A 13576-nucleotide genomic window follows, 5' to 3' on the forward strand; every position below is an offset into this window, starting at 1 on the left:
TTTATTGATTTTGTCCTTTGCTCCACTTATTCTATACAAGTATAAGAACGTTTTCAAATGAATTAAAGGCTGCAGGAAAGAAATCGTTCAATTTCTCTCCTGCAGCCTTTGTTTTTCAGGTATTTGTATCTTCTTTGCATCTCATCAAAGAGCCGTGATGAGTTCTAGCAGCTTTGGAATAAAGATAATGGCACCCACAATCGCCGTACAGACGGCAAAGAGTAATACGGCAGCCGAAGCAAGGTCCTTTGCCGCTTTCGCCAAGGGATGGTAGTCTGAAATTGAAAGATCCACTGCCTTTTCGATCGCCGTATTCATGGTTTCAAGTGCCAGTACGGAAAACACCAATATGATCAGGATGATCCATTCCATGGCAGATACGGAAAGCAGATACGCTAAGATAAAAACAATGATCCCTACACATGAGTGAATCCTGAAATTCTGCTCAGTGGACCATACAGATTTAATCCCATCTGCCGCATATCCAAAAGACTTCAAGAACCTGAACAGGCCGAACTTAGTCCCTTTTGAGTCCATACTCATCTAAAATATCCTTCTGTCTCTGAAACATTTTCTTTTCATCCATTTCCTCCATATGATCATAGCCTAATAAATGCAGGAATCCGTGCAGAGCAAGAAAACCCAGTTCACGGGAGAATGAATGATTGTATTCTTCAGCCTGTTCTTTGGCCCGATCGATGGAAATGATGATATCACCGAGAACCCGGGGAATTTGACCACCAATTATTTCGACTTCGTCCTCCCCCAGTTCTTCAAGAGCAAAGGAAATGACATCCGTCGGCTGGTCCTTCTGGCGGTATTCACGATTAATTTCCTGAATTCTTTCGTTCGTCACAAACGTAACCGACACTTCGCTGTCATCTTCGACCTCTTCTTTTTTTGCTGCAAAGTTTAAGATGTTTTGCACCAAACTTGTTTCCTCTTCGGATAATGTTTCAGTTTCATCAATAAAGTCGATCAATAATGTCATACTTCTTCTCCTTTTGCTTTAAGTTCCGGATATTCTATTCTTGGATGAAAGATTCCATTCAGAGTCTCACATAGAGACCTCTTGACTGTCTCTAATTGCTTCATTGAAAGATCGCATTCGTTAAACTGACCGTCCTGCAGGCGGTCTTGTACAATGGAATGAACGAGCTGTTGGATCTCTCCCTGAGTGGGGGATTTCTTGGATCTGACAGCCGCTTCTAGACTATCTGCAATGCTAATAATGGCCGCTTCCCTTGTTTGTGGTTTTGGACCGGGATATCGATAATCTTCTTCCTTAACATCTTTCCCTTGTTCCTTTGCCTTATAATAAAAAAATTTCAACAAGGTTGTCCCATGATGCTGCTCGGCAATATCGACGATTTCCTTTGGAAGCTTATGTTTCCGAAGCATGTCAGCACCATCTGAAGCATGACTTATAATAACATCCCTGCTCGTCTCAGGCGAGACCCGATCATGAGGATTTCCCATATTAAGCTGATTTTCAATGAAAAAGTGTGGCCTTTTTGATTTTCCGACATCATGATAGTAGCAGCCGACTCTCGCTAATAGTCCGTTTGCACCAATGGATTCACACGCGGATTCTGCAAGATTCGCTACCATGACACTGTGATGATAGGTACCGGGTGCATCGGTCAGCAGCTTCTTTAATAGTGGTTGTGTAGGGCTTGAAAGCTCCACCAGCCTCATGGAAGAAAGTATGCCGAACCCTGCCTCGAAAAACGGCAGAAAACCGATTGTTAATATAGAGGAACTGATTCCTGATACCAGGGCAAACACGAGATAATACACATATTCACTATTGGAATAAGAAGTTCCGCTTAACAGGACCAAAAACGCCAGGATCAATATATTTACAAGAGCTACGTAAATACCCGCTCTTAAAATATTCGAGCGCTGATTGCGGCTCACCAGGAAAAGAATCCCTGATACGCCACTGAATAACGTATAAATAGCGATTTCCATATCGATTGAACCTGAGAACTGCTGGTGAAAAACGATACTTGAGCAAGCTGATAAAATAAACACCATCATCATGGCAATCCGCTCATTCAATAAAATCCTCAGGATCATTCCCGTGAATGCAGCAGGGAATATAAAGGCGATATCATTGATTTCCAGCTGTTCTATCAATCCTACAATCTTCATGATCAACAGTGAGATGACAAACACGATACTCGTGAGGATCAAATAGTTTTGTTTTCGTTCCTCGGTTACTTCCAATGTATAGAAGAAATAATAAAGTGAACTGATCACCACAAGCACAAAAAGCGCCAATCCGATGTATGGGCGGAAGGAGAACGTATTTTCCACCATCCCCAATGATTTCATGATCCGATATTCTTTAGGAGTAATCAACTCCCCATCTTCTACAATGACTCCGCCTTCAATGATTTCAACTGATTGAACATTCGCCACGGCCAGCCTTTTTAATTCATCCGTTTTTTCAGAGTCAAAATATTGTGTAGGCTCAAGTGCCACATTCCCAAGCTTTACGGCAGCATTGGATAGATCCCCACTAAAGGTATAGTTTGTGATCCTTTGTTCTAAATTTAATCTCGCTTCACTCAATTCCTCTTCTTTCACACCATTTTCCATGATAATCTTCATTTGCGTAGAAACGATTGTCTCTACTCGTTCCAGATCTTCCTCTGAAGCTTCCACTAGAGTTTTTAAAACCGTATCATTCAATTGGTTGGTTACATTATTATTCTTATCTTTAGGAAGCTTAGCTTTAAGCTGTTTTAGCTGCTCATTTATTTCCGCTTCAGCTGGAGGCTTCAGTTCCTCTGATCCGGGTTCTTGAGTTTCAGTTTCCTTCTTCACTTCTTTTACACTTTCCATAAGGGAACGAAGTAACGATATGGAGTTGTCGACCGCCCCTTCTTTAGGGGTATAGACATTTCCTACTTCTTCTTCAGCTTCCTGCTGCTTCTTCTCAGTTGCCTCATCATCAACAAATTTCTTCGGCGCCCTAATTGTAGTAGGAGCTTCTTCATACAAATTAATATCCAGGGTTTTCGGTTTTACATTCCCATATAAAACCCCGAAAACAATAATACCAAGTAACACAAATAAGAGATTAGTAAAAAGTCGGTAGCTAAGAAAGCTCCTTATTTTGAGTAAAAATGGGTGCGTTTGCATAAAGAACCCCCTGTTATGTAAGTACAATTTCAATCATTTTAAGTATAGATCTCACAGAAATCATGAGAAAAAACAATCTAGCAATTATGTAAAATGATAACAGTTTTTCACTTAATTATCCATGTTAAACCCTATAAAAAAAGATTGACCTCTGCATGCGCCACCTGTATTAACAGGCGACATGAACACATTGGGTCAATCCCTTTATTGCATTACTTTTCGATTGTTTCATAGGCATCGATTATTTTAGCGACTAATGGGTGACGAACCACATCCGCTTGATCTAGATAAATAAACGATACGCCTTTTACATTTTTTAATATTTTTTCAGAGGAAATCAGTCCTGACTCGCTTCCTCTAGGTAAGTCCACTTGAGAGCGATCTCCTGTAATAATCATCTTCGAATCAAAGCCAAGTCTGGTTAAAAACATTTTCATTTGTGCTTTCGTTGTGTTTTGTGCCTCATCGAGGATGACAAACGCATCATCCAGTGTTCGGCCTCTCATATAGGCAAGAGGAGCGATTTCAATGGTTCCTCTTTCAATCAACCGAGCTGTATGCTCAGCCCCCAACACATCATGCAGAGCGTCATATAAGGGACGGAGATAAGGGTCCACTTTTTCCTTCAGGTCACCCGGAAGGAAGCCGAGACTCTCTCCCGCTTCAACAGCAGGCCTTGTGAGAATGATTTTCTTTACCTGCCCGTTTTTCAACGCATGCACCGCCATCACCACAGCAAGATAGGTCTTCCCTGTACCTGCCGGACCAATCCCAAACACCATATCGTGTTTTTTGATAGCCTGAATGTATTGACGCTGCCCAAGGGTTTTCACCCTGATGGATTTACCTTTTGCATTTTTCGTAATTTCTTCATTGTACAAGTCAGTAAAGTATTCAAGTGTCCCTTGCTTGCCCATTTCCAGTGCATAATGGACATCTCTTTGGCCAATATTGATTCCTTTACGTATTACAGCCACGAGTCGATCTGAAACATCTAGAGCGAGACTTACATCTTCTTCCTTACCTGAAACCAGCAATTCTTCGCCTCTTGTTACGATTGAAACGTGTAATTCCTGTTCGATTAATTTAAGGTGAGAATCTGAAACGCCAAACAAAGCGATGGCTTCATTAGGGTTTTCAAGTTGTAATTTCATTAAGATTTCATCTGACATTCGTTAGTCTCCTTGAATAATTGGTTGTCCTACTGCAATGTTTTCTAATACTTTGAAGTGAATTGTTACCCTAACTTTACCATTCTCAACCTTTTCTTGCAAAATTTTTTCACCTATGACTTCGGCATCCTCAGGGAGGGTGGACTCCAAATTACTCTTGGCCAGTTTCCTCGCCGCATCGATGGCTTCTGATTTCGTATAAGTTCTCTCTACATCCTCTTTCTCTTTAAAGCTTTTATCTATATAATATATCGGCAGCTCCCATTTCAAGAAACGAAGGTTCTTTTTGTTCTCTTCCTCGATGGACTCTTCATACTCAACTTTTCCGAATCCCCAAATCGGAATATTAATAGAGCCGACTCCGACATAATGCTTTCTTTTTTCATCGCCGCTAAAAACCACAAATTGGGATTTCAAAGGTAAATCAACGTTAGATTTATACCATGTTTCCCCCAGGATTTTTGCTTTGGCGGGGACCCCTTTAGGATCCTTTTCATTCCCTATCAATCCTGATACGAGAAGCTGACCTTTGTTCACATAGTCATTGACGTTCACCTGGGGATCTCCTTCTTCTACGAACATTTGAGTGATGATCGCTTTCTTCTTCGCTACGATATGCTGCAGACCAGAGGATTCAGAAGGTTCAGGGGCGTTCTTCTCAACCACTTGGAAGTGAAAGGTCGTCCCTTGCAATTCCACCCCTACCCACGTAATATTGTTCATTCTGTAGGATAGCTCCCGTTGGATATTTTCCACATCCGGCAGGGAGAATTGCAGCTTCCCTTTCGACACTCCCATTTCTTCCAGCTCTTTTCTGATGCTGTGCTCTGTTTGAGGGGATGCCCCTTTAATTTGAATGTCCCAAACCATATTGGAAAGCAGGAAGACGATGACGAAGAAAGCAAGTCCACCTATCATGAATCCTGAGTTCTTCAGAGATCGCTTAAACAAAAATGGAACTCCCTGACCTCTTAGAAATGTCACTTTACACTCGGATGTTCGAACCGCTCTTCGGAAGTTATGTACATCCTCTAAGGATAAGTAAAAGGTGATGGTCTCCGTTCCAGCTCTCTTCACATTCCAAATCGTGATATTTGCACGAAGCAATTGATTGATGACCCTCTCAACTAATCTGCCTTCCATTTTCACAAATACCTTTCCCCTAAGAAAGGTGAACCATTGATTCTTCAAACCCGTCCCTCCTATTGTTCCAAATAGATCACTTCTACGATCTTCCCCTGAAGAAGAATTTCTTCAGGAAGAATCATCTTGATGACAAACTGTTCACCTTTTATTAAAAGTTGACCTTGTTTTAGCAGAAGTCGTACCTCTCGATCTGTGAACGTTAACAGACCACGATGGTTTTCTATATAGATGTGAATTTGTCCAATCATGGTGACGCGAGGAAGGTCCATCATGACATCTTCAGGTAAATCCATTTTCTGTGTCATCCATTTACGCGCATGTTGTAAAAAGCTTTTTGCCATAAAAAAGAACCCCCTTTCATCTCATATTTATGAAATGAAAAGGGGTTTCATCACTCTTATTTTTGATGATGACGTTTTTTTGATCTTGGAGGTCCAAATACCTCTGAAAAGATAAAACCTTTTACGATATCATCTTCCTTGTTGAAATCAATGTTGAGAGTTGAACCTTTTTCCCGTATCTTCTCTGCCCTGGTTTGATGAGCTTCCAGTCTGCGGGAGTAACGTTCTTCTTTCTTTTGTAAATCTGCATACGTTGATTCCGCTTCCTTCTTCTTTTCTTCAAACAGGGTTTGAATAGAAGAGGCTGCGTCTTTCAATGGTTCTTTGTATTCTCTTGGCAATCTGCTCCGTGCCGTTCTCTCCCTTTCTCTTCCTCTTTCATGAGGTTCGGAAGGAGGGGGAGACGCCGTTTGAATCGGCTTTTGCCTTACCGGTTTATTAGAAGGAGACTCTTTCACTTTATTGAAAATCGTAGTGATAAGTCCGATCAGTATGGCAATGATTAAAGGTTCCATGGAGAAAACTCCTTTCTCACAAGGGGAAATTACTTATCTTTAGAATTTTTCGGATCATTTTTATCCCCGGTTAGTTTCCCGATCGAGTCTCTCATTTCCGTATCAGCGTCGATATTCTTTAAGTTCATATAGTCCATCACACCGATATTTCCTGATCTGAGTGCTTCAGCCATGGCAAGAGGTACTTCTGCTTCTGCTTCCACAACTTTCGCTCTCATTTCTTCTACTCTTGCTTTCATTTCCTGCTCATTGGCAACGGCCATTGCTCTTCTTTCTTCAGCTTTCGCCTGTGCAATGTTTTTATCAGCTTCCGCTTGTTCTGTTTGCAGTTCTGCTCCGATATTCTTGCCGATATCAACGTCCGCGATATCAATCGAGAGGATTTCAAATGCTGTACCTGCATCCAGGCCTTTCGAAAGGACCGTTTGAGAAATCAAATCCGGATTTTCCAATACCTTCTTATGATTGCTGGATGAACCGATTGTTGATACAATCCCTTCCCCTACACGGGCAACGATCGTCTCTTCCCCGGCCCCCCCGACAAGGCGGTCAATGTTCGCACGAACCGTAATACGCGCTTTGGCTTTCACTTCAATTCCATCCATTGCAACACCGGCAATAAATGGCGTTTCGATTACTTTAGGGTTAACACTCATTTGAACCGCTTCAAGTACGTCACGACCAGCAAGGTCAATCGCCGCACAACGCTCAAAGGTCAGTTCAATGTTTGCACGATGGGCTGCAATCAGTGCATTGACCACTCTGTCTACATTACCACCAGCTAAATAGTGACTCTCCAGCTGATTGATCGTTACCGTGATGCCTGCTTTATGGGCTTTAATTAATGGATTGATCACACGACTCGGGATAACACGTCTCAACCTCATCCCCACTAGTGTGAAAATACTGATTCTTACTCCTGCTGCGATCGCTGAAATCCACAGCATGACTGGTACAAATGTAAATAAAACTGCTAATACAATCACTCCCACCACAATGGCAACGAGCAATAAAATCGTACTTGGTCCTATAACCATATTCTTTACCTCCTAAGTAATTATGAAATGTCTCTTACAACAATCCTCGAACCTTCCACTTTCACAATCTTAACTCTTTCACCTGCTTTAATAAAGCCACCCTCTGTCACTGCATCAATTCTTTCATCATCCACGATCACAGTTCCGGAAGGTCTTAAAGGTGTTTTCGTTACACCCTCTTTACCGATCAACTCTAATCGATTGATGTTTGATACATATCCACTTTCTGTGCTTGTTGAATCTTTTAAAATGATTTTGTTAAAAAATTTCATTTTTTTACCAAACACCTTTACAAATATAATCATTGTCGCAACGGCAATAAGTAAAGCGATAAGAAGAGAAATGCCCATTTGCACTACATCGCCCCCTGCCAACATAATACTTGCGAGAATAGCCCCGATCCCAAGTCCGCCTGCAATGCCCCCAGGGAGGAAAAATTCCGCTACGATAAGAGCGACCCCAATGATAAAGAGGATTATGGTTTCGTAACCGGCAAGTCCCGCCACTAAGTGTCCATAAAAGAATAATACAAGGGAAATCAATCCGATAGAACCGGCAATCCCAAAGCCTGGTGAATACAATTCGACAATCAACCCAAGGCTTGCCAACGAAAGAAGGATTGGTACCACGACCGGGTTGGTTATAAATCGTGCCAGCTTCTCTGCAAAGGTCTCTTCGACATTTACAACAGAAGATTTATCGACACCAAGGGTTTCATATAACTCATCCAGGTTCGCAACGGTTCCTTCAGAGTAGCCGACTTGCTTGGCTTCTTTTGAACCGAGAGTCAATAATTCCCCTTTTTCTATCCCCAATTCTTCGATCACTACCGATTCATCCGCCATGGCCAGGGCAACTTGAGGATCTCTCCCATTTGATTCAGCCGCACTCTTCATGGCAGAAAGCCAGTAACTCTGAGCTTTCTTATCAGCGGCATTTCCAGCTTGATCAATCACAGCCGCAGAACCGATTTGACCATTCGGAACCATATAGATCTCATCTGCATGAAGGGAGATGAAGGCACCTGCCGATAAAGCGTGATTATTCACAAAGGCAACCGTCTTCGTTTCTACGCCGTCAAGGAGCTGACCAATATCTCCAGCTGCAGTGACCAGACCTCCAGGCGTATCAATATCAAAAACAATCAGTTCAGCATTGTTTTCCTCTGCATCACTTATCGCTCTCTCCAGAAATGCATGAAGCCCTTTTTCAACTTCCTTGTGAATAGGAATGACGTATACTTTTTTTGTATTATCCGCGGAGCTTAACAAGGGCTGAAGAAAACTGAACCCAAGAATCATCATGAAAAATATTAGTAGACCTTTTTTCAACGCAACCCCCTCGTTTCAGGTAATATTCCTTGATACTCTATGTACGTTTGACCTTAAAAAAAGTTTCAACTTTTTTAAAAATATTATGTGGTTGGGGCGGAATTTATTAATATAGTAAAAAAACTTGAAAAAGAAGGATATTTTTGATGGATTGAAGCTTGGTTATGACGATCTTTCACCTTTTATTATCGACTTCCTCAAGCTTATTTTCAACCTTCAAACTGTAATCTTAACTTCTCCTATAAATTTTCAAACCGCCTCCCTCCTTAACGCTATTAAAAAAACCGGAAAGCATGATGGCTTTCCGGTCTCTTTAATCTTATGATAAATGTTGAAGAACAAGTTTGTTGACGAGAGCTCCATCGGCTTTCCCTTTTAATTTAGGCATGATTGCTCCCATCACTTTGCCCATGTCGGCTTTAGAAGTAGCACCTACCTCCGCTACCGTCTGTTGGACAATAGCAGAGACCTCTTCTTCTGAAAGCTGCTTCGGCATATATATTTCGACGTAAGTCAGTTCTGTTTGAATTTTTTCAACGAGGTCTTCGCGACCAGCGTTTTGAAATTCATGGAGGGAGTCTTTCCGTTGCTTCACTTCTCGAGAAAGGACAGTCAACTCTTCGTCTTCAGAGAGTTCCTGTTTCCCATGTTTAATCGCTTCATTTTGAAGTGAAGCTTTAAGCATGCGGATAACAGAAAGCTTCTCTTTTTCTTTATTTTTCATCGCTTGTTTCATATCATCATTTAAACGATTGAGAAGACTCATGCTTACACCCTCTCTTAGAACTTACGCTTTCTTGCAGCTTCTGATTTCTTTTTGCGTTTTACGCTTGGCTTTTCATAAAATTCGCGCTTTCTAAACTCTTGTAAAGTTCCTGTTTTAGAAACTGAGCGTTTGAAGCGACGAAGAGCATCTTCAAGCGATTCGTTTTTACGAACAACTGTTTTTGACATCTCTCTTTCCCTCCCTCCGAACACACTACACTTACATGTTAAAGTCAAGAAATGGTTTGTACCAAATTCTTAAGACGCAGAGTTTCCTAGCGTCCTTTACTTCACCAATAGGTTATGGCTTTGCCCTTGGATCATTGTCACAAGGGGACAGAAAGTGTATGTCTTTCTTGGATGAATTCTTTATTAATATAAAGAAATCCATGTACTTTGCCATTATAATATATGATATGTAATAGGTCAACAATTTATCATAAAACACCTTATATAAATAGGCATGTCTCACTCAATTCTTCCATACATTTGTATAAAACAGGCTGGTGTGTGGGAGGAATGTAATGATTTTACATGGAATCGCCTTTATTTTTTTCATCTTATGTTTTTTACTGGGGATGACTTGGCTGCGGTCAGGGCTTTTTAATATTGCCAATCAGAAAATTAAGAAATGGCTTCATTATTTAACGAGCACTCCTGCTAAAGGTGTCCTTACAGGAACGATTGTAACAGCCTTTATCCATAGCAGTTCTGCCGTTATGGTTCTCACTGTGGGACTGGCCTCTTCCGGCTTGATACCGTTTAGACAGACGATCGGAATCATGCTTGGATCGAATATCGGAACAACGTTCACCCTTGAAATGTTCACACTGGATATGAATTATCTTATTGTCCCATCCATGATCATCGGATGCATTCTGTATTTCTTCCGCTCACCCTCCATCCGAAGTACGGGAATGATATTTATCGGGTTTGGATTAATCTTTACGTCGATCCGGGCGATTCAGTGGTTAGCTACTCCATTAACGACTCACGACTCCTTGCGCACGTATATCATAGAAGTGAACGAGCATGTTGTACTCGCGCTGCTTATTGGTTGTATATTAACGGCGATCATCCAGTCCAGCACCGTTGTGACAGGAGTGACGATGGGATTTCTGGCTGCAGGTTCCATTGATCTTCATGCGGGAATCACCATTATGCTCGGCGCAAACGTCGGGACATGTATTACAGCTTTTATTGCAAGCATCGGTGGGGGGACTCAAGCAAAACTGACGGCGTACGCTCACATATGGCTTAACGTTATTGGGGTCGCTCTTTTTATCCCCTTCATCCCATTACTCGGATTGGCAGCTCAATCTTTAGCAGGCTCACCCGATTTACAATTGGCCCACGCCAGTGTCCTATTTAACCTTTTATGCTCGATCCTTGTGTTGCCATTTGCGAATCAATTCGCCCGTTTCATTGAAAGGATTCACCAGCCAAAAAAAAGCTGAACGAGGATTGAATTCCTCGTTCAGCTTTTTTCTTATTAATAATCAGAGTCGCTTGTCAAGCCTTGTACGATTTTCACACCAGAGCTTGCTCCCAGGCGGGTAGCTCCTGCATCAATCATAGCTTGTGCGTCTTCGGAAGAACGTACGCCTCCGGAAGCCTTCACACCGATATCAGGTCCAACTGTTTTTCTCATAAGAGCGATATCTTCTACAGTCGCTCCCCCAGTAGAGAATCCTGTAGATGTTTTCACATAATCTGCTCCAGCTTCTACAGCTAATTGGCAAGCTTTCACTTTTTCTTCATCCGTCAGCAGGCATGTTTCAATGATTACTTTTGAAAGTGCTTTACCTTTAGATGCTGCCACAACTGCTTCAATATCGCGTTTAACCAACTCATGATCGCCACTTTTCAATGCGCCGATATTGATGACCATATCCACTTCTGTAGCACCTTTTTCGATTGCATCTTTAGTTTCGAATGCTTTCGTTTCAGGCGTGGAAGCTCCAAGTGGGAACCCGATAACTGTACACACTTTTACTTCAGTGCCGCTTAATAATTCGCTTGAATATTGAACCCATGCCGGGTTAACGCACACAGAAGCAAATTTAAATTCTTTCGCTTCCTGGCAAAGTACTTCTACTTGGTCTTTCGTTGATTCTGGTTTAAGTAAAGTATGATCAATCATACTTGCAATGTTCTTAGTCATTCATTATCTCTCCTTTAACAGTTGTCCGTACCTCTCTTATCATAACAAAACAAAGAGAAAAAGACGAGCATTTCTTATTAGCATCTCCAAAAAAAGAAAACCTTTTCATTTTTCATATCAAAATAAAAACAACCCCGGTATTCACATACCAGGGTTGCGATCTTCATTATTTTAAACGGTACACTCTCGCCTCGTATGGCTTAAGAGTTAACTTGCTTACATTTTCATGGCTTTCCGCATCATAGTTATTCAACAGAAGATTAGAAGAGGAGACTTCCAATTCACCAAGGTCACAAACCACATTCTTAGTGGAAAGGTTTGTGATCACGATCATGGACCGATCTTCTCCTGTGCGGGTATACGCATAGATTTGCTTGTCTTTTTCAAGAAGCAGGTCATAGATCCCGTACGTGAAGACATCTTCCTTTTTCTTTAGTTGAATCATTTTTTTATAGAAGTTCAGAATGGAGTTTTCATCCTTTTCCTGAGCTTTTACATTGATTGTTTTATAGTTTGGATTCACTTTCATCCAAGGCTTGCCGTTTGTAAATCCACTGTTTCCTTCATCCGTCCATTGCATCGGTGTTCTGCTGTTGTCACGGGAAGAAGCCCAGATGATGTCCATGATGTCTTGGTGAGGTACTCCTTCTTCACGCTTCAGACGATATAGATTCTTGACCGCTACATCATCATAATCTTCAATGGAAGGGAATTGAACATTTGTCATCCCGATTTCCTGTCCTTGATAAATAAAGGGAGTCCCCTGCATTAAGAAGTACATGGTTGCCATGGCAGTGGCACTTTCTCTCCAATATTCTTTATCATTCCCCCAAGTGGATACAACACGTGGTTTATCATGGTTTTCGATGAATAGGGCATTCCAGCCGTTGCCTTCGAGGCCTTTCTGCCAGCGAGTGAGCACCTTCTTCAATTCGACGATATCAAGGTCCGGGTTGGTTTCGGCGTCCCAAAGACCAAGATGTTCAAATTGGAAAATCATATCCATCTTACCGTTTTCTTTTCCAACCCACAGTTCCGCTTCATCGGCTTTTACACCATTTGCTTCTCCAACGGACATGACATCATAGTTTGCATACGTCCGATCCTTGAATTCTTGCAGGAACGTATGAATCCCTTTTTGGTTCATATGCATATCGAAAGAAGAAACATACTTTTCCTTTTTCGGATTTGGCATATCAGGAAGTCCTGAACGTTTCTTAATATGGCTGATGGCATCGATCCTGAAGCCATCAATTCCTTTATCAAGCCACCAATTGACAGTGTCATACAGAGCGTCGCGGACTTCTTCATTTTCCCAGTTCAAATCCGGCTGCTTCGTAGAGAATACGTGAAGGAAATATTGATCTGTTTCTTCGTCATACTCCCAGGCAGATCCCCCAAAGATACTTTCCCAGTTATTCGGCTCCTTGCCTTTTACGCCATCTCTCCATATATACCAGTCACGCTTTGGATTTTCTTTAGAGCTCTTAGACTCAATGAACCAAGGGTGCTCGTCACTTGTATGATTAAGTACAAGGTCAATGATCAGTTTCATATCTCTCTTGTGAACCTCATTAAGTAGCTGATCGAAGTCCTCCATCGTACCGAAGTCTTCCATAATATCCTGATAATCAGAAATATCATATCCATTATCATCATTAGGTGATTTATACATTGGACAAATCCAAATCACATCGATACCTAATTCTTTAATATAATCCAACCGTTGAATCACGCCCTGCAAGTCACCAATTCCGTCGCCGTTTGAATCCTGAAAACTCCTGGGATAGATTTGATAGCCTACCGCTTCTTTACGCCATGCCTTTTTCATCGTAACACCTCATCAAAGTATAGTAAGATACAAACGCTTACATTTAATGCAATCGTTTGCACTATTAATTTAAAAAAAAGACCTGTTTCATTTATTATATTGACATTAATAGTTTACAACC

Annotated in this window: 15 protein-coding genes; 2 read left to right on the plus strand and 13 right to left on the minus strand. The window is 41.5% G+C overall.

Annotation, left to right across the window (positions count from 1 at the left end; translation table 11 throughout):
* Positions 1-144: 144 nt before the first annotated feature.
* The 9 genes from ACIFOD_RS00875 to ACIFOD_RS00915 all read right to left on the minus strand — a co-directional run bounded on the left by ACIFOD_RS00875 (position 145) and on the right by ACIFOD_RS00915 (position 8695).
* Positions 145-543, minus strand: a complete 399-nt coding sequence (locus ACIFOD_RS00875; protein WP_428974830.1) for a diacylglycerol kinase — start codon at positions 541-543, stop codon at positions 145-147.
* Positions 518-991 (minus strand): rRNA maturation RNase YbeY, encoded by a 474-nt coding sequence (ybeY, locus tag ACIFOD_RS00880; protein ID WP_430313148.1) that lies wholly within the window; start codon positions 989-991, stop codon positions 518-520. The genes ACIFOD_RS00875 and ybeY overlap by 26 nt, the downstream gene beginning before the upstream one ends.
* The gene (locus ACIFOD_RS00885) at positions 988-3153 is read right to left on the minus strand and encodes an HD family phosphohydrolase (RefSeq protein WP_430313149.1); all 2166 of its coding nucleotides are present in this window, start codon (positions 3151-3153) and stop codon (positions 988-990) included. Before ACIFOD_RS00885 ends, ybeY begins: the two co-directional genes overlap by 4 nt.
* Positions 3154-3365: 212 nt before the next feature.
* The gene (locus tag ACIFOD_RS00890) at positions 3366-4325 is read right to left on the minus strand and encodes a PhoH family protein (RefSeq protein WP_397552155.1); all 960 of its coding nucleotides are present in this window, start codon (positions 4323-4325) and stop codon (positions 3366-3368) included.
* Between the two features lie 3 nt (positions 4326-4328).
* Positions 4329-5516: a sporulation protein YqfD gene (gene yqfD, locus ACIFOD_RS00895; RefSeq protein WP_428974833.1), complete on the minus strand. Its 1188-nt coding sequence runs from the start codon at positions 5514-5516 to the stop codon at positions 4329-4331.
* An 11-nt stretch (positions 5517-5527) separates the two neighbouring features.
* Positions 5528-5812 carry a sporulation protein YqfC gene (gene yqfC, locus ACIFOD_RS00900; protein ID WP_113970624.1) on the minus strand — a complete coding sequence of 95 codons (285 nt, stop codon included), beginning with the start codon at positions 5810-5812 and terminating at the stop codon, positions 5528-5530.
* 56 nt (positions 5813-5868) lie between these two features.
* A complete protein-coding gene (locus ACIFOD_RS00905) occupies positions 5869-6327 on the minus strand; it encodes a hypothetical protein (protein WP_430313150.1) in 459 nt (152 codons plus the stop codon).
* A gap of 29 nt (positions 6328-6356) precedes the next feature.
* The gene (floA, locus tag ACIFOD_RS00910) at positions 6357-7358 is read right to left on the minus strand and encodes a flotillin-like protein FloA (RefSeq protein WP_113970660.1); all 1002 of its coding nucleotides are present in this window, start codon (positions 7356-7358) and stop codon (positions 6357-6359) included.
* 26 nt (positions 7359-7384) lie between these two features.
* Positions 7385-8695 (minus strand): NfeD family protein, encoded by a 1311-nt coding sequence (locus ACIFOD_RS00915; protein ID WP_430313151.1) that lies wholly within the window; start codon positions 8693-8695, stop codon positions 7385-7387.
* A 124-nt stretch (positions 8696-8819) separates the two neighbouring features.
* On the opposite strand from ACIFOD_RS00915, the gene ACIFOD_RS00920 reads away from it, so the two are divergent.
* Positions 8820-9020 (plus strand): hypothetical protein, encoded by a 201-nt coding sequence (locus ACIFOD_RS00920; RefSeq protein WP_430313152.1) that lies wholly within the window; start codon positions 8820-8822, stop codon positions 9018-9020.
* On the opposite strand, the gene ACIFOD_RS00925 is transcribed toward ACIFOD_RS00920, so the two are convergent.
* Both ACIFOD_RS00925 and rpsU read right to left on the minus strand, forming a co-directional pair.
* On the minus strand, positions 9015-9461 hold the full coding sequence (locus ACIFOD_RS00925; RefSeq protein WP_397552151.1) for a GatB/YqeY domain-containing protein: 447 nt from the start codon (positions 9459-9461) through the stop codon (positions 9015-9017). The genes ACIFOD_RS00920 and ACIFOD_RS00925 overlap by 6 nt on opposite strands.
* A gap of 14 nt (positions 9462-9475) precedes the next feature.
* Positions 9476-9649, minus strand: coding sequence for a 30S ribosomal protein S21 (rpsU, locus tag ACIFOD_RS00930; RefSeq protein ID WP_032087602.1), 174 nt, complete (start codon positions 9647-9649; stop codon positions 9476-9478).
* Between the two features lie 335 nt (positions 9650-9984).
* On the opposite strand from rpsU, the gene ACIFOD_RS00935 reads away from it, so the two are divergent.
* Entirely contained in the window at positions 9985-10917 is a 933-nt protein-coding gene (locus tag ACIFOD_RS00935; RefSeq protein WP_430313154.1) for a Na/Pi symporter, read from the plus strand.
* Positions 10918-10952: 35 nt separating this feature from the next.
* Here ACIFOD_RS00935 and deoC read toward each other — a convergent pair whose 3' ends face one another.
* Together deoC and ACIFOD_RS00945 are read right to left on the minus strand one after the other, a co-directional pair.
* Complete coding sequence (gene deoC / locus ACIFOD_RS00940) at positions 10953-11624, minus strand: deoxyribose-phosphate aldolase (protein ID WP_430313156.1); 672 nt, start codon at positions 11622-11624, stop codon at positions 10953-10955.
* A 166-nt stretch (positions 11625-11790) separates the two neighbouring features.
* A complete protein-coding gene (locus tag ACIFOD_RS00945) occupies positions 11791-13455 on the minus strand; it encodes a glycoside hydrolase family 13 protein (RefSeq protein WP_430313157.1) in 1665 nt (554 codons plus the stop codon).
* Between the last annotated feature and the right edge of the window lie 121 nt (positions 13456-13576).

The sequence above is a fragment of the Rossellomorea sp. NRS-1567 genome (assembly GCF_050467885.1).
In the GTDB taxonomy this organism is placed as follows: Bacteria; Bacillota; Bacilli; order Bacillales; family Bacillaceae_B; genus Rossellomorea; species Rossellomorea aquimaris_C.

Excerpts from the sequence above, each read along its gene's own strand:
- ACIFOD_RS00925 (WP_397552151.1), bottom strand. The coding sequence starts at position 9,461 with ATGAGTCTTCTCAATCGTTTAAATGATGATATGAAACAAGCGATGAAA.
- ACIFOD_RS00935 (WP_430313154.1), top strand. The coding sequence starts at position 9,985 with ATGATTTTACATGGAATCGCCTTTATTTTTTTCATCTTATGTTTTTTA.
- ACIFOD_RS00885 (WP_430313149.1), bottom strand. The coding sequence starts at position 3,153 with ATGCAAACGCACCCATTTTTACTCAAAATAAGGAGCTTTCTTAGCTAC.
- deoC (WP_430313156.1), bottom strand. The coding sequence starts at position 11,624 with ATGACTAAGAACATTGCAAGTATGATTGATCATACTTTACTTAAACCA.
- rpsU (WP_032087602.1), bottom strand. The coding sequence starts at position 9,649 with ATGTCAAAAACAGTTGTTCGTAAAAACGAATCGCTTGAAGATGCTCTT.
- ybeY (WP_430313148.1), bottom strand. The coding sequence starts at position 991 with ATGACATTATTGATCGACTTTATTGATGAAACTGAAACATTATCCGAA.
- ACIFOD_RS00905 (WP_430313150.1), bottom strand. The coding sequence starts at position 6,327 with ATGGAACCTTTAATCATTGCCATACTGATCGGACTTATCACTACGATT.
- ACIFOD_RS00945 (WP_430313157.1), bottom strand. The coding sequence starts at position 13,455 with ATGAAAAAGGCATGGCGTAAAGAAGCGGTAGGCTATCAAATCTATCCC.
- ACIFOD_RS00890 (WP_397552155.1), bottom strand. The coding sequence starts at position 4,325 with ATGTCAGATGAAATCTTAATGAAATTACAACTTGAAAACCCTAATGAA.
- yqfC (WP_113970624.1), bottom strand. The coding sequence starts at position 5,812 with ATGGCAAAAAGCTTTTTACAACATGCGCGTAAATGGATGACACAGAAA.
- ACIFOD_RS00875 (WP_428974830.1), bottom strand. The coding sequence starts at position 543 with ATGAGTATGGACTCAAAAGGGACTAAGTTCGGCCTGTTCAGGTTCTTG.